Genomic DNA, 18,195 nt, shown 5'->3' with positions numbered 1-18,195 from the left:
GAAAAAGGAAAGGCGGAATTACAATGAGCAGAATACCAAGCAAATGGAATGTTTGGTCCATATCGTTTTTGGCGCTGCTGTTGATCGGTCTCGTTTACAGCGTTATCCAAAGCCCAATAACCTTTCTAATTCCCATTGTGGTGCTTGGCGGCATTTTCTTGCTATATAAATATCCGCCTTCTTTCTTAAAAGGTTACAATACGCGGCAAGGAGGAGTACATGTCACACAAAGACGTGCTCCTGCAAGCAAAACGAGAACGAACAAAAACCGCTCCAAGACCGTGCCGTTTCGTGTTATTGAAGGCGGCAAGGAAGATGACGAAACACCTAAATATCATTAAATCAAACAAAAGGACCGAGGCATAATTGTCTCGGTCCTTTTTGCTTTCTCGTTCGTATCGATATGTATTACTCGCTGTCCATTTCCGCACGCACGGCGCGAAGCTCGTCCATACGCTGAGAATCTCTTCGGAAATATTCAACTAAAGTTTCAATACAGGTTATAGAGTCCCAGCTAAGATGATGCTCGATTCCTTCAACATCCTGATAAATATTCTCGTCCTGTACGCCAATCGTCGTTAGGAATGACTCTAACAATTGATGCCGATCAACAAGCCTTTTGCCCATTTTTTTCCCTTTATTGGTCAGGACCAGCCCGCGATACTTCTCATAGATCAAATAATTATCTTTATCAAGCTTTTGAATCATCTTGGTGACCGATGAAGGATGCACCTCTAGTCCTTCTGCAATGTCCGAGACACGCGCATAACCTTTTTCATCAATCAACTTATAAATTCTTTCCAAGTAGTCTTCCATGCTCGGTGTCGGCACTGAAGAACCCCCTAACCATACTTCTTCACCTATTTCACAGGCGTTACTTATTGTATCATACACTGTTCATTGTGTTCACTGCAACCCAAGCTCATCTCCAAAATAGATAAAGAAGCGCAAATAACACTTGAACTTACCAGTTTCAGCTTCGCTCATCCTTCACACAATAAGATGATGTTGATTGTGATGAATCTACAGGAGGAATGAGCTATGAGCACTGCAATTATTGATCGTCCTAAACCAGATCGCTCCACCCTCTCCTTTGTTCCCGAGCTTGTTTATTTTGAACCATCTGCGCTCGATTATCCCAAAGGGCATCGTATTTTTGAATGGGTCAAAAAAGAAGGCATTCCTTACCGGATGACAACCTCACATAACCGGATTACGAATTTACCGGGCGATACCGAGCTTGAACAATACAAGATCGCCAAAAGAACGCTTGTCGTCGGCATACGCAAAACCTTGAAATTTGATACTTCGAAGCCTTCAGCGGAATACGCCATTCCGATTGCAACCGGTTGTATGGCTCATTGTCATTATTGTTATTTACAAACAACCTTAGGAGCAAAACCTTATATTCGTGTATATGTCAATATAGACGATATTCTAGAGGCAGCTGAGGCGTACATCAACGAGAGAAAACCGGAAATTACCCGCTTTGAAGCCGCCTGTACTTCTGATCCCGTCGGACTGGAGCCCATTACAGGCAGCCTTCGCGAGCTTATTGATTTTATGGGGGAACAAGAACATGGACGGCTTCGGTTTGTGACCAAGTTTCACCATGTGGATTCCCTTCTTGATGCAAAGCACAATGGACATACCCGTATCCGATTTAGCGTAAATGCCAAATATGTAATCAAACATTTCGAGCCTGCTACATCAAGTTTTGATCAACGCATTGAGGCCGCCGCAAAGGTCGCTAGGGCAGGTTATCCAATGGGCTTTATCATTGCCCCTATTATTTGGCATGAAGGCTGGGAGGAAGGCTATGGCGAGCTTATAGCCTCACTTGCAGACAAACTCCCGCAGGATGTGACCAAAGATCTTACATTTGAACTCATTCAGCATCGTTTTACAAAAACGGCAAAAGCAGTTATTGAAAAGCGTTATCCGCGGACTAAGCTTGAGATGGATATTGAAAAACGCAAATATAAATGGGGACGCTGGGGTCAAGGGAAATACGTTTATCCCGATGAACAAGCAAATGCGCTCCGCATGTATTTATCGGAGCGCATCTTTGAACATTTTCCCGAAGCAAAAATTGAATATTTTACGTAAGAGAGAAATATTAGCTTAAAATTTCAACCATTCCGGCGTAATCATATTAAGCCAGATCGTGATTTTGGTCATTTGATCGGTAAACAATAATACACCCATCAAAATCATAACAGCTCCGCCAACCTTCATTACGCTAGCTGAATATTTCAGTATCCATCTTGCCGTACCAAGGAAAAAGGCAAGTACAAAAAAAGGAATCGCAAAGCCTAATGAATAAGCAGTTGTTAGCTGAAACCATGTGCCAGGTTCCGATGCTGCAAGACCTAAAATCGCAGTAAGCGCGGGACCTGTGCATGGGGTCCAGCCTGCGGAGAATCCAATTCCAAAAATAAAGGAGCTGACATAGTTCGCTTTTTTCGGAATAAGATTCATTCTTCGTTCCTTCATCAGGAGCTGCGGCTGAAATAAACCGATTAGGAATAGTCCCATCAAAATAATCAATATCGCTGATAATTGCCTAATCAGATCTCGATATTCACTGAAAAATTCAGCAAATACATTCGTTCCGTAGCCTAATGCATAATACACGGTGCAGAAGCCCAAAATGAAAAACAGCGTGTGTGACATCGTTCGCATGCGTTTTTGTTTACCATGTGAATTGCCCTTCAAATCCGCTACCGATATTCCCGTTATGTATGATAAATACGAAGGATAAAGCGGTAAGCAGCAAGGTGATATGAACGATGCAAAGCCAGCCCCTAAGGCCAGCCAAATGTTAATGTCGGACAAACCCTCTCACTCCAATCCTCATTAACTGCCTGGTCGCATGCCACGGCGGAAAACGAGCAGCAACAGCAGCACAGCAATTAGCAATAATACAATGGTACCGCCTGGTGCCAAATTCCATACACCCGCGATTAGTAAGCCTAATACAACGGCAATCTCGCCAATAATGACGACCGTTATAACGCTTTGACGGAAACTGCGGGCAATGATCAAACTGCATGCGGCTGGTATAGTCAGCAAGGCCGATACAAGCAGCGCACCTACAATTTTGATAGAAACACTAATAACTAAAGCAGTAAGCACGCTAATCATAACATTATAAAATTTGACGGGCAAGCCGCTCACTGCTGCCGCGTCCTCATCGAACGTAAGCAGGAATAGCTCCTTTACTTGAAGCCTAATCGCAACAAGAACAATCAGTGTAACGACGCCTATAACGTAAAGATCAGTGGTACTCAAAGTATAAATGCTTCCAAATAAGTAACTATTCACATTGCTGTTGAATCCTTTGCCCATCGTGAATAATAATGATGCGAGCGCGACTCCGCCTGACATGATAATGGCAATGGACAGCTCTGCGTATGATTTATATGCTTTCCGTAGCTTCTCAATAGCAAAAGAGGCAATAATCGCAAACACAAATCCCATAGCAATTGGATACACGCCAATCAAGAAACCTAGCGCTACTCCAGCAATAGATACATGCGATAAAGTATCTCCAATCATTGAAAGCCTTCGCAGCACAAGAAATAAGCCGATTAGCGGAGCCGTTACCCCGATTAGAAGTCCGCCAATAAGAGCTCTTTGAAAAAATTCACTAGTTACGATCTCCAACCAAAACAACCTCTTTCCTGCTCTCCATTTGTTCCCTTAGCCCTTTCAGGCTGTGTGCAAGATCATTTTCCACACAATCCTGCGTTTCGTGCGAATGTTTAATATGAAACTTGAGCTTCCCGTTTCCACTGGCTGGCTCTTGTCCTAAATACGAGCGAATCATGTCAAGGTCATGAGAAACCATTAGAAATGTAATGTTATGATGTTGATGCATATGCTTGATCATATGAAAGAAGCTTTCCTGTGTCTCTGTATCTATCCCCACAGTCGGCTCATCTAGAATAAGCAGCGATGGGTTGTTAATGAGCGCTCTGGCAAGAAATACACGCTGCTGCTGGCCGCCCGACAACTGCCCGATACGTTTATCCTTTATATCCTCAATCCCCATTGCCTGCAGAGCATCGTCACATTTTTGATAATCCATTTTGCTTAGTTTCTTAAACAGCTTGCTTCGCCCATAAAGGCCTGACAAGACGACCTCCCGAACTGTAGCTGGGAACAACGGATTTAATGTGTTTTTCTGCGGGACATATCCAATGCGCTCCCACTGCTTAAATTTGTCTACTTTCTCACCAAACAAACGGATCGTTCCGCTCGTTGGCTTTATCAACCCAACGATCATTCGCAGCAGCGTTGTTTTTCCAGCGCCATTCGTGCCGATTAATCCGATAAAGTCCCGTTCTTTCACCGCGAAGCTTAGCTTTGATATAACCGTCTGCTGTTGATAAGAGAAGGAGACGTCCTCCAATGAAATAACCTCTTGGTGACAGCTTGCATCCGCATTTGTCATTCGATTTGATTGCGCCATAATTTATCTCCTCACAGCAATGCGGAGCATAAATCAGCTCCGCAGGTTTGCCTTTTGCTCTATTGTAATGCTTGCACAAGATTTTGCAAGTTTCGTTCCATTAGGGTTAAGTATGTGTCTCCCGCTTTTTCTTGATCCGGCGTTAGGCCTTCGAGCGGATTAAGCACCATTGTCTCAACGTCCGCTTCGCCTGCAAGCGTTTTGGCAAGTTGATCTGAAACTAATTCTTCGAAAAAGATATATTTTACATCGTTTGCTTTAACAAACTTCGCAATTTTGAGCAAATCCTGTGCACGCGGCTCAGCGTCAGGGCTAAGTCCCATGATAGAAATTTGCTTCAATCCGTAATCACGAGCTAAGTAACCAAACGCCTGATGCGAGGTAACGATGTTTTTGTTCGATGTTTGTGCAAGCTTTGCCGTGTAATCCGCATCGATTGCTTCGAGCTTTCCTTTTAGTGCCTCATAGTTTTTCTCATAATCTGCTTGGTTTGCGCTATCAGCTTCAATTAAGCTGTTTTTTACATTCTCAGCTAATGTAAGGGCTGATTTCGGACTAACCCAAGTGTGAGGGTCCAAGCCGCCATGTTCATGTGATTCTTCATCAGCATGTTCTTCTTCATGTTCATGATCATGCTCATCTTCATTACCCTCAATTAATGGAATGCCTTTGCTGATTTCTTTGGTCACGACTTTGCTGTCTTTGGACAGGCCTTTCAGAAATCCGTCAACCCAGCCTTCTAGTCCCGCTCCATGGTACATAAACAGCTGCGCCTTCGACGCTGTATCAAGATCGCGGCTCTTTGGTGTCCAATCATGCGGCTCTACTCCTGATGCTACTAGATTAACCGCTTTGACATGATCTCCGCCAATTTCCGATGCTAGAAAATATAATGGATAGAAGCTGGTAACGACACTAACTTGTTTCCCCTCTGCTTGACCAGTTCCCGTGCTGCCGTTCGCTGGTTGGTTTGATGAGCCTGAATTATTCGTATTATTGCCGCAAGCCGCTGCAAAAAGCAGCATGGCCGATAAAAGAAAACTAAGCGCCATAGGTCTTGTCAATGATTTCAGTCTATTCATTTTGATTTCTCTCCATTCATCTTTCTCTCTTGTTCGTAATCGTTATGATTACGTTTTGTATTATACGATGACCTGAAATAGACTGTCAACCTTATTTCTTAGCAAAAGCTAGTAGAAGTTTCCTACCGATCATGACTCACAGCTGCAATTTAATCATATAGATTATCTTTATTGACCAAAATGATATGAATTATGATTGATGCTATTTTTGAAGAGCAGCAAAACATAAAAGCACCCCAGAAGTTAAACAACCTCAGGGGTGCCTCCGTATATGAACAAATGAATTTACTTCACAACAGCGCCGTTTGGCATATTGTCAGGAACCGTTGCAAGTGTAAGCTGATCGCCATGTGATGCTGCAAGAATCATTCCTTGCGACATTTCGCCGCGCAGCTTAACCGGCTTCAAGTTTGTAACGCAAATAACTTTGCGTCCAACCATTTGCTCCGGAGTGTAAAACTTAGCAATGCCGGAAACAATCTGCCGCTGCTCATAACCTAGATCCAATTGAAGCTTCAGCAGTTTATCTGCTTTGAGGACTGGCTCTGCAGAAATAACCTGAGCAACGCGTAGCTCTACCTTTGCAAAGTCATCAATTGCAATTTCTTCCTTGCTCTCAGGTGCAGCCTGTGGTGCTTCATCCGCTGCCTTCGCAGCATTTGGCTGCTCAGCTGGCTGCTCTGTCTGTGTACCGCCGCTCATTTCTGCTGCGATAAAAGCAGACTCCTCTGCCGTATCGAGGCGTGGGAACAATGGTGTGCCCTTGTTTACTCTCGTTCCACCCGGCAGCGAACCGAATTGCTTCGTGCTCTCCCAGGAAGTTAGTTCACCCTGCTCAAGCCCAAGCTGCTTCCACATTTCCCTTGGAGAATGCGTTAAGAACGGCTGCAGCAGAATCGATACGATTCGCAGCGATTCCGCCAAATGATGCATAACGGATGCTAGCTGTCCATTTTTGGACTCATCTTTAGCAAGCGTCCATGGCTGTGTCTCGTCGATATATTTGTTCGTGCGGCTTACAAGCTGCCAAAGGGATGACAGCGCCACGGAAAACTCCATATTTTCAAGCGCTGACTCTACCTGAACGATCGTTTCACTCGCAAGCTTCTGCAACGATTCATCAAATTCGGTTACGCTGCCTGCAAATGGCGGGATGACACCGTCAAAGTATTTATCGATCATCGCTATCGTTCGGTTAAGCAGATTACCAAGATCGTTCGCCAAATCGAAGTTAATTCGTTCAACGAAATTTTCAGGCGTAAATGTTCCGTCTGCGCCAAACGGCACTTCGCGGAGCAAATAATAACGAAGCGCGTCCAGTCCGTAACGATCGATCAGCATAACTGGATCAACAACATTGCCTTTGGATTTTGACATTTTGCCATCCTTCATCAGAAGCCAGCCATGTGCAAACACCTTCTTAGGCAGCGGCAAATCGAGCGCCATCAGCATGATTGGCCAATAAATCGTATGGAATCGAACAATTTCTTTTCCGACCAAATGTACGTCAGCCGGCCAGAAATCACGATATTTCTGATCATCGCCTTCATTTCCGTAGCCTAATGCCGTGATATAGTTGGAAAGCGCATCAATCCACACGTAAATGACATGTTTAGCGTCTCCAGGCACTTTAATACCCCAATCAAACGTTGTACGCGATACAGCCAAATCCTCAAGGCCCGGCTTAATGAAGTTGTTGATCATCTCATTCTTGCGTGATTCCGGTTGAATGAAATCTGGATTGTCTTCATAATATTTGAGCAAACGATCAGCATAATTGCTCATGCGGAAGAAGTAGCTTTCTTCTTTTACAAGCTCAACCGCACGTCCGCAGTCTGGGCATTTGCCGTCAACCAGCTGACGCTCGAGGAAAAACGACTCACAAGGCGTACAGTACCAGCCTTCATACGTGCCTTTATAAATATCGTCCTGTTTGAGCAGCTGAGCAAAAATTTTCTCAACAACAACCTTATGACGATCCTCCGTCGTACGAATGAAATCATCATTGGAGATTTCCAGCTTCGCCCACAGATCTTTAATGCCTACAACGATATCATCAACAAATTGCTGCGGGGTTTGGTCCTTTTCCTTTGCTTTGCGTTCAATTTTCTGTCCATGCTCATCTGTACCCGTCAAATACCATACATCATAGCCGCGCAGACGTTTATAACGTGCCATTGCGTCACCAGCCACCGTCGTGTAGGCATGTCCAATGTGAAGCTTATCGCTCGGATAATAAATCGGCGTTGTAATATAAAACGTATTTTTTTTCGTCATTTTTACTCCTCCTATTGCATTAGTCTAAAAAAACGCAAAAAACTCCCGTCCATCATGGGACGAGAGTTTGAACTCACGCGGTACCACCCAAATTTCAATCCGGAAATGAGCGGTTAAACCGCCACTTCAAGAAAGCTTCGTGTGCCGCCTGCATGGCGGCTTGCGCCGTTAACGCCAGCTTCGCGTCGCTCCCTTACCCAGCGCTGCCGCTGAAGCTCGAAAGCGAATCCTCCCGGACCATTTTCCAATGGAGTCCCTTACCGGCTTGCACCATATTTCCCGGCTCTCTGAAAAGGTTCTGCTATTGTACTTATCCATTCCTCGGACATATAAATAAAAACAAAACTTATTTTACCACTTATAAATCAAAATATACCCAAATAGAGCCCTCTCTGTCAAGGAGCATCTATGTTGCTGTCTTTTGCAGGCGGAACGGGATCATAACCACCAGCATTAAAGGGATGGCACCTGGCAATTCGCTTCATAGCAAGCCACGAGCCCTTAGCCGCTCCATGCTTCTCGATCGCTTCGAGCGCATACATCGAACATGTCGGATAGAAACGGCAAGATGGCGGGGTCAAAGGTGAAATCACTTTGCGATAAAAGAGGATCGGAGCTTGAGTCACTCTTCGCATTACCCGTTTCTCTGACATTAGGCCTCGCTAACTGCTGACTCGTCTTGTATGCAGTCTTTGCAATATCCGAACACCTCGAATTTGTGTTTCACAACTCGGAAATCATCAGGAACATTCGTTTGCTCCATTGGGCAGAAGGTAATGGGATAAGTCATCCCGCACTGCAGGCAAATCATATGATGATGATGTTCATTCTCTCTGCAATGCAGCTTGAACTTACCGCCATCCTCAAAAATAACCTGCTCCAGCACACCGAGTTCTTCCATCACTCGCAAATTGCGATATACGGTATCAAAGCTTAATCCCGTATACGATTTCCCCATATATTCATAGACTTCCTTCGGAGCCAAATAACCCTGTGTCTCAGAAAAAAGCTTTGCGAGCGTTTTCCTTTGATCCGTTATTCTCAATCCTTGACTAGACATGCGTCGTATAATGTCTTCCATCGTATGCATATGTCGAACCTCCGGACTAAAAATTGTATATCTCCATAATGACGAACAAACTTAAAACGGCTAAAGCCGCCTATGGAGGCTTAGCATTCGTTTCGCGGAGAATGATATAAGTCCATTATAAGCAATAAAACTTATAAAGTCTTATATTTAAAAAAAGCTCTCGTCAATGAGAGCCTCCATTTAACCATTTAATCTCATGTTGATCATAAAGCTAGCTGACATCGCTACAAATAACAAGATACTAATAATGCCAACGAGCTTCCGCCTAGTATTGAGCTTATTAATTAACGCGGAATCATTGGAGAGCCGTTTCGATTCCGAGTACGAGCGATGCATAAACATATAACTGATAATGGAAACGACGAACAGCATGTTAATAAAAAACCATATAATTGTCCAGGTCAAGCCCTTACCTCCGGTCGTGATCAGCTATAAAAAATTATAGATACCACTTATTTAATATGTACATGAAGACTACAAAACTCACGACCGCTCCTGCAAAACTAAACCAGCCTGTACGAAATTTTTGCTGAAACATCCGCAGGATACCAAAGCTCAGCAAACCGAAAATAAGCATTAAAAAAACGATTCCAAGTATGAATAACGAAGCAGAAACACTGCTTACATCGACTAAGGACACTGAACACACTCCCTTTTTACTAATATGTACATGTTCATTAGACATTATAAGGGATAGCGAAGCCTTTAGCCAGCTGTAATACCTGTCGATTTCGTGACAAAAAGAGCACATCTCATCTAGATTTGTGCCCTTCCTGTTCCTCCATACGTTAACTACCAGCGAATAATCGCTTCATGATAGGTACGATTGGTTGGCCTCTTCTGAAGCTTCACGTGCATAAAATTGTCTTTCACTAATGTTTTGCACACCTTTGGCTTCACAAACTTAGGCAGCTTGATCGTCTCCGGCTTACCGCTCGGCAGTCCATCCAGGCGCAGCCGATCTTCCCTTACGAACAACCGCAGCTGCTCTTTATCAAAGCCTTCCGGCAATGTAATCTTCACATTCAAAAAATGACGTGTTTCAGAAAAGGCGGCTGAGCCTCCTCCAATCATAACACCAGCCGCTTCGGGCAGTGCTTTGGTCATCATTTTACGCACATATTGCTCTACCCAAGCCGGTTCGCGCAGCAGCTCAAAGCCTTTCGGCATCTGCTGCTTCTCCATCCACCGTTCCATATCATCCCATTTAGATGCCACAGCAAACACCCGCCTTCCAGCACTTCTACCAGCATATGCGCCTTGAGCGTTTCAGGATACTTTCTGGATAGTAACCTCTGGGCGAATGCCGCATAAGCTATACCATAAACAATCCATTTATCAAAAATCATCTATACAAAGGGAGGATGCTCATGCCAGCTGTCGTAGGTTTTGTCAAAATTGTTAGCGTTGGCTCCGGCTCCATTATTCAATTTGGAGACGCCCTGGAAGTGTCGCCAAATAGCACTTCCAAGACGTATGCGGGATCAGGATCATTCCTAACCGGAAGCTTAACGAACTCAAATAACGCTGTCAGCGCAACAAACACCCTTGATCCGGATGTGCAAGATAGCTCGAATAATGATGTGAGTGCAATATGAGCCTGACCATTCATCAGCAAATTACAATTCATCAGCTACGTGTCGACAGCATATCGAACAGCTCCGTCCTGCAGGTCGGCAGTGCCGGATCCATACGTTCATTGTCACAGCTCTATAATTCGGGCGGGTTCACTGAGCCTGCTCCAGAGTTATCCTCAGATAATCCGCTTTCCTTCGTCCCACTGCCTAACCCTAATTAAGCGGAAATTAGAACTCATTACGAGTAGGAGGTGCAAGTATCATGCAGCAAAACAATCCACTTTCCCCGTGGCAAATATGGTCACTTGAAGTACAAAATAAGCTTAACGAGCATTGTGAGCGGCTGGATGCACTTGAAGCAAAGGTCAACGCTTTATGTGAACAAGTAAAGCAGCTCGAAGCGCGCCCTACTTACCATATAGACGGCATTCAATATCATTTTGATCAATTGAAAGTTGAGAAGCTGGACGGCACACTGAATATCGGGATGACCGCGCCAGGCATCGGAGATGATTCTATCCCTGGAAGCATTGAACAGATGACCGTATCAAATACGCCTACTTTCCCAACTACAGCCTCACCTACACCGCCACAAAATGGGCTATACAATGATATTTATGCTGGGATGACTCGCTATTTGGATATGGAAGCTCAGCAAAAGCTGCTTTCCTACGAAAACGAGCTCCAAATTCCACTAGATCCTTATCATCGACAAATTATTATAAATGATGTCCGCAAACAAGTTCCTGCTCGCATTCAGTACTATATGCAAAAAACAGATCGAGGCAGCGATGCTCAACCAGCCGCGATTGACAACAATGCAGTCACAGCTACCGTTCTGTCCAAAACAAAAAGGGATGCCGACGCTGCATTGCTCGCATATATGCGAGAGCTGCAAAACAACTCCCCATCTACCGGAGGAATGTCATAATGCTGTATTTTAAAGTCGTTAATCATCTGCTTAGTGTTGGTCAAATTGAAGTACTCGGCGTATCCAGTGCCTCGATGCTGCAAGTTGGGGACACCGATAACGTAAACTTATATTCGATGTTCGATACACCGCCTGAATCTGTCATTGTTGGACCGATTGCTCCATTTCCGCTTCCGGAAGAAGGGTCTAGCGGCACTTTTGGGGGAAGCTAGGTGGCATCATGAATCGAATCAATGATCAATCTAGCAATACCTTTCATGTTCGAACCGCAACTGTTGGGTTCTTACGTATAATAACCGTTGGTCAGGCAGGTATTGTACAGCTTGGTGATCGCGCTGTGACGAGCGCCAAGCTTCGAGCACTAGCGGTGCAGCGGAAAGAAGATCATCTGACTTCAGGCAAAGTTTTTTTTGAATCCTATGAGCTTTTTTCACGCCCGCTGCCCGTTATCAGTGAACCGGAATTTGATAATGCTGGTGGTATTGAGCTGTTTCGAACCAATTGTGCGCCGAATATTACAGTCGGATACATACAAGTCATTGCATCCGGCTCAGCAGCGAGCATTCAGATCGGCAACGGAGTGACTCTGAACGGAGAATCACGAATCAAGCATATTCGGCAGTACCCCCGTCAAAATTCCGCTCTCTCTCAAGGTTGAGCAAATAAAGTCCGCTATGGCACTGTATGCCTGCGGACTTTTTCTTGTCTTTTCTATGCCAATTGAAAAATATGCACAAGCAGCAATCCGAGCCCGGCTAGCAGCACAGAGCCAATGAATCCCGCAATAAATGGTTTTTTCCCAAGCTTCTTAAATACGACAAAATCGACGCCGAGACCAAGTCCTGCCATTGCCATTGCAATAAGAAAATAAGCGGCGACAATCAGATTCGCAGTAGCTGCGGCAGGAATTATGCCTAACGTATTAACTCCGCTCATGGCAAGAAATCCAACGATAAACCATGGAATCGGCAATTGCTTTAAGCTCATTTTTTGTGCTTTATTGGCTTTGCGGCCATTCCAAATTCCAATAATAATCGCGACAGGGACAAGCAGCGCTACGCGAGTCATCTTTACAATAACAGCCAAATCAATCGCTTCTTGTCCTCCAGGTGCCGAAGCAGCAATAACATGCGCAATTTCATGCAATGTTGCACCCGAGAAGATACCATAACCTGCGTTGCTTAAATCAAGCACGGGGTACAATACGGTATAGGCTAGAGTAAATAGCGTTCCTAAAATAGCAACCGTTGTCGCACTCACTGCTGTTTCATTTGGACTTGCCTTCAATTGTGGAGCTATCGCTACAACAGCTGCTGCACCGCAAATTGCTGTACCGCAGGCTGTGAGAAGGCCTAAATTTTTATCTATTTTCATCCATTTGCTTATTCCATAAACAACAAATATCGTAAAAACAATGTTAATAACGGCAAGCACAAATACCTTTGGCCCTGCATGTAAAATATCATATAAGTTCAGGCGAAGCCCCAGCAGAATAATTCCGAATCGCAGCAGTTTTTTGCTTGAAAACGTTATGCCGCTCGTCGCTTGCGCCGGCAAGCCTATCCATGCACGACAGGCTATCCCTAATAAAATTGCGACAACCAGCTGACCCATAACGTTAAAAAAAGGAAGCATCGCGATTCCTTTCGCTGCTATTGCAATACCCATCGTATACGCTAATCCTTGTATAAAACCAAAACCATTATTCGAATGTCGAATAAAAACATTTTTTATAATCATCGATTTCACCTCTGCATCTTGTGTTTAGCAAGTGTACCCGTTGCATTCACTATAAGGCTCGGAGCAGACAAAGTGAAATACCTATTCCCTATCCTTATCATCAGGAATCCTAATGATTGAATTGCCATTCATTCGTTTTTTCCTTATAGTTACGTTATATTCAAGAAAATCGCAATCAATAATGAGGGATAATGATGATCATTGAGGCACTTCGAGTATTCGTTACCGTAACCGAGCAAAGTCATTTTTCAAGAGCTGCAGATCTATTGAATATTTCTCAGCCAGGGGTAAGCCTGTATATTCGAAATTTAGAAAATGAACTTGGAGCAAAGCTGCTGCATCGCTCTCCTAAGCAGGTTCGGCTTACCGAAGCTGGTGACATTATGTACCAACGGGCGAAGCAAATTTTATCTTTATATGAGGAAGCGAAGCAGGACATACAGCTTTTGCAGGATAAAGTGACGGGCAGCTTGCAGATTGGAGCCAGCTTTACGATTGGTGAATATGTTCTCCCAAGCCGGCTTGCTGAATTTGCTGTTCAATATCCGCTTGTTACTATCCAAACAACAATCGGGAATACGGAGGAAATTGTTCAAGCAGTGCGTTCCAACGAACTTGATATTGGTCTCATTGAAGGAGATGCAAGCGCGTCAGATTTAATCGTTACGCCTTACATGAAAGATGAAATGATTCTGATCGCTCCTTCTACACATCCGCTCGCAGCGGAGCGCTTCATTGATGCCGAAATGCTGCAAAACCAAGTATGGGTACTGAGAGAAGTCGGCTCTGGCACTCGCGCTTTTAGCGACCAGTTCATACGTGATGCGCAAATAACCCAAAAACGCTCTTACATTTTTAATAGCAGCCAAAGTGTCAAACAATCTGTTGTATCCGGTTTAGGAATTGCTATGCTGTCACGCTGGGTCGTAAAGAAGGAATTAGAATCGGGAGAATTGATCCAGCTTCGGTTGAGCAAACAGCGTTTCGAACGTGATTTTTCTATTATCCGACATAAAGAAGGAGCAGCTACAATGGCTGTATCCATGCTGCTGCAACGGCTTCTAACCCTTAATGAATAAACAGTGTGAACAAGCCGTCTATTCCTATTAGGCGATCCTCGACTGTGCATGCTGATTAGCGCATATATATTAAGCAACGACAGTTGCAAAGGATGATTGCGCCACATGGATATGAAACGAATCCGCGCAAGGATAGATGCAATGACGGAAGAGCTTATTCACCAGCAGTCGCAGGACGGCGCATGGCGGATGTGCTTCGATTCTGGGACGATGACGGATAGTTATTTAATCATTTTGCTGCGCCTGCTAGGCAGAGCTGATGAGCGTTTGATTCACATGCTTGCAGCTCGAATTGCCTCAAAACAAGAGGAAAACGGTGCTTGGAAGGTTTATCCTGACGAGTCTGAGGGCAATTTGGACGCAACGTCTGAGGCTTATTTTGCACTGCTTTATGCAGGTTACTACTATGAAGCTGATCCGCGTATGGTAAGGGCTAAGCAATTTATTCTGAAACGCGGCGGTTTATCCGAGGTTAGATCCTTGCTTACGCAGGTTATCTTTGCCACAACAGGTCAAGCGGAATGGCCGCGTATGCTGCGCATTCCGCTTGAAGCTTTTTTCTCCGATCTCGGAATCGGCCTTGATCTATTCTCACTCTCTGGTCATGCGCGTGTCCACCTTGTACCGACTATCATTATGGCAAACAAACAATTTGTCCGCAAAACGAGTACAATGCCCGAGCTTTATCAGCTATTTGTTAACGACTCGCGCAAATTTTCGAATGATACGACCTGGATATCTGCGTTGAATGAATTTATATCCAGCTTGCCTTTATCCAGTCTGCTTCCACCCAGCTCCTCAACGTCGTATGAGAAGGCTGAAGCCTTTATGTTCGAGAGACTTGAGCCAAATGGAACACTTCTAACCTTCTCTACTGCAACAATATTGATGATTTTATCTTTGCTTTCGCTGGGCTACTCCACGGATTCACCCGCCGTAAATCGATTATTGGCAGGTATACTTTCAGTCATGTGTGTCGACAGGCCTCATCTTCAAGTCGCATCTGCTGAAGTTTGGGACACCTCCATGCTGACTTACGCGCTGCGTGAAGCAGGAGCCTCTCCAAGCATGCCTGCCCTCGAGAAAGCTGGGGTTTATTTGTTAGCAAGGCAGCAGGTTCGTTTAGGAGATTGGACTAGACGTTTGCCGAATACACCTGCAGGAGGCTGGGGATTCTCCAACGTAAATACGCTTTATCCAGACGTCGATGACAGCGCTGCTGTTCTGCGGGCAATTCGGCCTTTCACTACCGAAGCAAATGGCTTACACGCCAACTGGCAACGAGGTTTAAACTGGGTGCTAGCGATGCGAAACGAAGATGGCGGCTGGCCTGCGTTCGAACGCGAAGGCAACCAGCTGCCAGCCAGCTTCTTTACTTTTGAAGGCTCCTCTGACATTTCTACCGATCCTTCTACTGTCGACTTAACCGGCCGTGTACTTGGTTTTTTAGGGGATGAGCTGGACATGACAATCGGCCATCGCTGGCTGGATGATAGTGTGCAATGGGTGCTCTCCCAGCAAATAAGGGATGGTAGCTGGTACGGTCGCTGGGGTATTGCCTATACGCATGGGACAGGTGCTGCAATAAAAGGAATGACAGCAGTTGGGGTGCCAGACGACCATCCCGCCATTCAGAAGGGAATCAAGTGGCTGCTATCTATTCAAAATGAAGACGGCGGCTGGGGTGAGTCCTGCTTGAGCGACAAAGTAAAGCATTATGTCCCGCTCCATGCCAGCACCCCCTCTCAAACCGCTTGGGCGCTCGACGCCTTAATCGCAGTTTATGCTAAACCCAATGCCGCAATGGAAAGAGGCGTAGAAGCATTGCTCCAATCGCTTGAGCGACGAGATTGGACCTACACCTATCCAACAGGAGCAGCTCTTCCAGGCAGCGTTTATGTTCATTATCCGAGCAACAACTATATATGGCCGCTGCTTACGCTGTCGTCGATTTTGAAGAAATACGGCACGTAATACGAATACGACTTTCAAATAAAAACAGCCGGCATAGCTGCTCGGCTGTTTTTGCGATATAAATTAAACATATTTTTGTTGAAAAGCTGCAATATTTGCGTATTCCTCGGTTAATAAACGAGAAACTCGGATGTAGATCCGCATGAGCTCGGCATAAATTTCGGCATTTTGTTTATTGGGCAAATGAAAATGCGAACCTCCTACCATATCCGCAACAACGTCCAGCGAATCCACCTCGCCCAAGCTGTATAACCCCAGAATAACCGCGCCAAGACAAGAGCTTTCAATACTCTCAGGCACATGCAATTCTTGATCAAATATGTCAGCCATCATCTGGCGCCAAAGATCTGACCTCGCAAACCCTCCTGTTGCTTGAATTTGAGTAGGTTTGCCTGTCAATTCTTCAAGTGCCATGAGTACGCTATATAAATTATAAATGACTCCTTCTAACGCTGCGCGAACTAAATGCTCTTTCTTATGATGCAGTCCCAGCCCAAAATAAGAACCACGCGCATTCGCATCCCAAAGCGGAGCACGTTCACCTGACAAATAAGGATGGAAAATAAGACCCTCAGAACCCGGTTTCGCCTTCGCAGCGAGCTCCGTTAGCAGCTCATAGGGATCGATTCCTCTTTCTTTAGCCGTAATAACTTCTTCCGTACCGATCTGATCGCGAACCCAGCGAAAAATCATTCCTCCGTTATTCACTGGTCCCCCGATAACCCAGTGCTTCTCAGTTAAAGCATAGCAAAAAATACGGCCCTTCGGATCAGTTACAGGCTTGTCCGTTACCGCTCGTATAGCACCGCTCGTACCGATTGTAACGGCAACTACGCCAGGCTTAATCGCATTGACACCCAAATTGGAGAGTACACCATCACTAGCGCCTACAATAAATGGAGTGTTTGGCTGCAAATTCATCAGCTTCGCAAACTGCTCTTCCAACCCCTCCAGCTTATACGTCGTCGGCACAAGCTCCGAAAGCCGATCTGCCGTAACGCCAGCAACACGAAGCGCTTCCTCATCCCATTGCAAATTGTTCAAATGGAACAGTCCTGTTGCTGATGCAATCGAATAATCGATGACATAACGTCCGAACAGCTTGAAGAAAACGTACTCTTTTATCGAAATAAATTTGTATGTACGATCGAATAACTCCTTATGATCATGACGCAGCCAGGTAAGCTTGGATAACGGAGACATCGGATGAATGGGAGTGCCTGTCCGCAAATAGATTTCATGGCCATTCCATTCATTTTTAATTTTATTCGTCCATTCGATACTCCGATTGTCTGCCCAAGTTATGCATCTTGATATTGGCGTCCCTTCTTGATCCACAGCAATCACGCTATGCATTGCCGAACTGAATGAAACACATAAAATATCTTCTTGCTGCACGTTGCTTTTCGCAACAGCTTGACCAATAGTGCCTAACACAGCATTAAAAATTTCATCCGGGTCCTGCTCCGCAATAGCTGGCGATGGAGAATGCAGCGGATATTCAATACCATGGCTTGCGACTATGACACCTTTGGCCGTAAAGAGTACTGCCTTCGTGCTTGTCGTTCCTATATCAACACCGATAACATATTTTGTACTCATCCTTGTACCTCCGCATACAATTGCCAAAACAACATCTGGCTTTATAATCGTTTACCCTGTAATTGCTACAATATCGTTATTACAGCAATTATTCAACCCGTTTCTATACGAATGAAATGCATGTGATCGATAGATTGAGAAGTAATACTTGTTTTATTCAGCGATTCTCTTTCGTAAAAATAGAACAAAAAAGAACCTGAATGCGAGATTACAGCACTGGTCAAGACCCCTATTTGTAGACATTGCAAAAAACACCTAGGCAGAAAGCTGACGTCTGTAAGCAACAGGCGTCAGTTTTTTTAGTTTTCTCTGCGGTCGCTCGTTATTATAGAAATGCAAATATTCTTCAATTCTCCTTTGTGCCTT

The 18,195-nt window shown here is 44.8% G+C and carries 23 protein-coding genes; 9 read left to right on the top strand and 14 right to left on the bottom strand.

Annotated elements, in window-relative coordinates; all coding sequences use genetic code 11:
* The first annotated feature begins 23 nt into the window (after positions 1-23).
* Positions 24-341: a hypothetical protein gene (locus tag AC1DOV_RS24340; RefSeq protein WP_477510508.1), complete on the top strand. Its 318-nt coding sequence runs from the start codon at positions 24-26 to the stop codon at positions 339-341.
* 67 nt (positions 342-408) lie between these two features.
* Here the strand turns inward: AC1DOV_RS24340 and mntR are convergent, their stop codons facing one another.
* Positions 409-831 (bottom strand): transcriptional regulator MntR, encoded by a 423-nt coding sequence (mntR, locus tag AC1DOV_RS24335; RefSeq protein ID WP_053376766.1) that lies wholly within the window; start codon positions 829-831, stop codon positions 409-411.
* 210 nt (positions 832-1,041) lie between these two features.
* On the opposite strand from mntR, the gene splB reads away from it, so the two are divergent.
* Positions 1,042-2,109: a spore photoproduct lyase gene (gene splB / locus AC1DOV_RS24330; RefSeq protein WP_477551285.1), complete on the top strand. Its 1,068-nt coding sequence runs from the start codon at positions 1,042-1,044 to the stop codon at positions 2,107-2,109.
* 15 nt (positions 2,110-2,124) lie between these two features.
* Here the strand turns inward: splB and AC1DOV_RS24325 are convergent, their stop codons facing one another.
* From AC1DOV_RS24325 to AC1DOV_RS24280, 10 genes are all read right to left on the bottom strand, one after another.
* Positions 2,125-2,838, bottom strand: a complete 714-nt coding sequence (locus tag AC1DOV_RS24325) for a cytochrome c biogenesis CcdA family protein (protein WP_441886131.1) — start codon at positions 2,836-2,838, stop codon at positions 2,125-2,127.
* Positions 2,839-2,859: 21 nt separating this feature from the next.
* Positions 2,860-3,669 (bottom strand): metal ABC transporter permease, encoded by an 810-nt coding sequence (locus tag AC1DOV_RS24320; RefSeq protein WP_339203381.1) that lies wholly within the window; start codon positions 3,667-3,669, stop codon positions 2,860-2,862.
* The gene (locus AC1DOV_RS24315; protein ID WP_076267071.1) at positions 3,653-4,459 is read right to left on the bottom strand and encodes a metal ABC transporter ATP-binding protein; all 807 of its coding nucleotides are present in this window, start codon (positions 4,457-4,459) and stop codon (positions 3,653-3,655) included. The genes AC1DOV_RS24320 and AC1DOV_RS24315 overlap by 17 nt, the downstream gene beginning before the upstream one ends.
* A gap of 77 nt (positions 4,460-4,536) precedes the next feature.
* A complete protein-coding gene (locus AC1DOV_RS24310; protein ID WP_477551284.1) occupies positions 4,537-5,559 on the bottom strand; it encodes a metal ABC transporter solute-binding protein, Zn/Mn family in 1,023 nt (340 codons plus the stop codon).
* A 285-nt stretch (positions 5,560-5,844) separates the two neighbouring features.
* Positions 5,845-7,836, bottom strand: a complete 1,992-nt coding sequence (gene metG, locus AC1DOV_RS24305; protein WP_477551283.1) for a methionine--tRNA ligase — start codon at positions 7,834-7,836, stop codon at positions 5,845-5,847.
* 113 nt (positions 7,837-7,949) lie between these two features.
* Entirely contained in the window at positions 7,950-8,084 is a 135-nt protein-coding gene (locus AC1DOV_RS24300) for a hypothetical protein (protein WP_430057948.1), read from the bottom strand.
* A gap of 147 nt (positions 8,085-8,231) precedes the next feature.
* Positions 8,232-8,471 (bottom strand): membrane protein insertion efficiency factor YidD, encoded by a 240-nt coding sequence (gene yidD, locus AC1DOV_RS24295; protein ID WP_076267070.1) that lies wholly within the window; start codon positions 8,469-8,471, stop codon positions 8,232-8,234.
* A gap of 17 nt (positions 8,472-8,488) precedes the next feature.
* A complete protein-coding gene (locus AC1DOV_RS24290; RefSeq protein ID WP_076266931.1) occupies positions 8,489-8,926 on the bottom strand; it encodes a Fur family transcriptional regulator in 438 nt (145 codons plus the stop codon).
* A gap of 180 nt (positions 8,927-9,106) precedes the next feature.
* Positions 9,107-9,331 carry a hypothetical protein gene (locus AC1DOV_RS24285; RefSeq protein ID WP_076266930.1) on the bottom strand — a complete coding sequence of 75 codons (225 nt, stop codon included), beginning with the start codon at positions 9,329-9,331 and terminating at the stop codon, positions 9,107-9,109.
* Positions 9,332-9,718: 387 nt separating this feature from the next.
* A complete protein-coding gene (locus tag AC1DOV_RS24280) occupies positions 9,719-10,144 on the bottom strand; it encodes an Hsp20/alpha crystallin family protein (RefSeq protein ID WP_076266928.1) in 426 nt (141 codons plus the stop codon).
* A 152-nt stretch (positions 10,145-10,296) separates the two neighbouring features.
* Here AC1DOV_RS24280 and AC1DOV_RS24275 point away from each other — a divergent pair, with 152 nt between their 5' ends.
* The 5 genes from AC1DOV_RS24275 to AC1DOV_RS24255 are packed head-to-tail and all read left to right on the top strand — an operon-like array spanning position 10,297 to position 12,092.
* The gene (locus AC1DOV_RS24275) at positions 10,297-10,524 is read left to right on the top strand and encodes a spore germination protein (protein WP_054024261.1); all 228 of its coding nucleotides are present in this window, start codon (positions 10,297-10,299) and stop codon (positions 10,522-10,524) included.
* Entirely contained in the window at positions 10,521-10,724 is a 204-nt protein-coding gene (locus tag AC1DOV_RS24270) for a spore germination protein GerPB (protein WP_441886115.1), read from the top strand. Before AC1DOV_RS24275 ends, AC1DOV_RS24270 begins: the two co-directional genes overlap by 4 nt.
* A 41-nt stretch (positions 10,725-10,765) precedes the next feature.
* Positions 10,766-11,434: a spore germination protein GerPC gene (gene gerPC, locus AC1DOV_RS24265; RefSeq protein WP_477510504.1), complete on the top strand. Its 669-nt coding sequence runs from the start codon at positions 10,766-10,768 to the stop codon at positions 11,432-11,434.
* Positions 11,434-11,646 (top strand): spore gernimation protein GerPD, encoded by a 213-nt coding sequence (locus AC1DOV_RS24260; RefSeq protein WP_477551282.1) that lies wholly within the window; start codon positions 11,434-11,436, stop codon positions 11,644-11,646. The genes gerPC and AC1DOV_RS24260 overlap by 1 nt, the downstream gene beginning before the upstream one ends.
* Positions 11,647-11,654: 8 nt before the next feature.
* Positions 11,655-12,092: a spore germination protein GerPE gene (locus tag AC1DOV_RS24255; RefSeq protein ID WP_477551281.1), complete on the top strand. Its 438-nt coding sequence runs from the start codon at positions 11,655-11,657 to the stop codon at positions 12,090-12,092.
* A gap of 53 nt (positions 12,093-12,145) precedes the next feature.
* Here AC1DOV_RS24255 and AC1DOV_RS24250 read toward each other — a convergent pair whose 3' ends face one another.
* A complete protein-coding gene (locus AC1DOV_RS24250) occupies positions 12,146-13,168 on the bottom strand; it encodes a YeiH family protein (protein ID WP_477551320.1) in 1,023 nt (340 codons plus the stop codon).
* A gap of 200 nt (positions 13,169-13,368) precedes the next feature.
* Between AC1DOV_RS24250 and AC1DOV_RS24245 the strand changes: the two genes are divergently transcribed.
* Positions 13,369-14,253, top strand: coding sequence for a LysR substrate-binding domain-containing protein (locus AC1DOV_RS24245; protein WP_477510560.1), 885 nt, complete (start codon positions 13,369-13,371; stop codon positions 14,251-14,253).
* A 105-nt stretch (positions 14,254-14,358) separates the two neighbouring features.
* On the top strand, positions 14,359-16,227 hold the full coding sequence (locus AC1DOV_RS24240; protein ID WP_477551280.1) for a squalene cyclase: 1,869 nt from the start codon (positions 14,359-14,361) through the stop codon (positions 16,225-16,227).
* 63 nt (positions 16,228-16,290) lie between these two features.
* On the opposite strand, the gene gntK is transcribed toward AC1DOV_RS24240, so the two are convergent.
* Both gntK and AC1DOV_RS24230 read right to left on the bottom strand, forming a co-directional pair.
* Entirely contained in the window at positions 16,291-17,829 is a 1,539-nt protein-coding gene (gene gntK / locus AC1DOV_RS24235; RefSeq protein ID WP_477551279.1) for a gluconokinase, read from the bottom strand.
* Positions 17,830-18,084: 255 nt separating this feature from the next.
* Entirely contained in the window at positions 18,085-18,180 is a 96-nt protein-coding gene (locus tag AC1DOV_RS24230) for an IS3 family transposase (RefSeq protein ID WP_441878496.1), read from the bottom strand.
* Positions 18,181-18,195 lie beyond the last annotated feature (15 nt).

Source organism: Paenibacillus sp. 01T47, from assembly GCF_056398245.1.
Note: the sequence above shows the minus strand (reverse complement) of the source record. Positions and strands in the feature narration are given on the sequence as shown.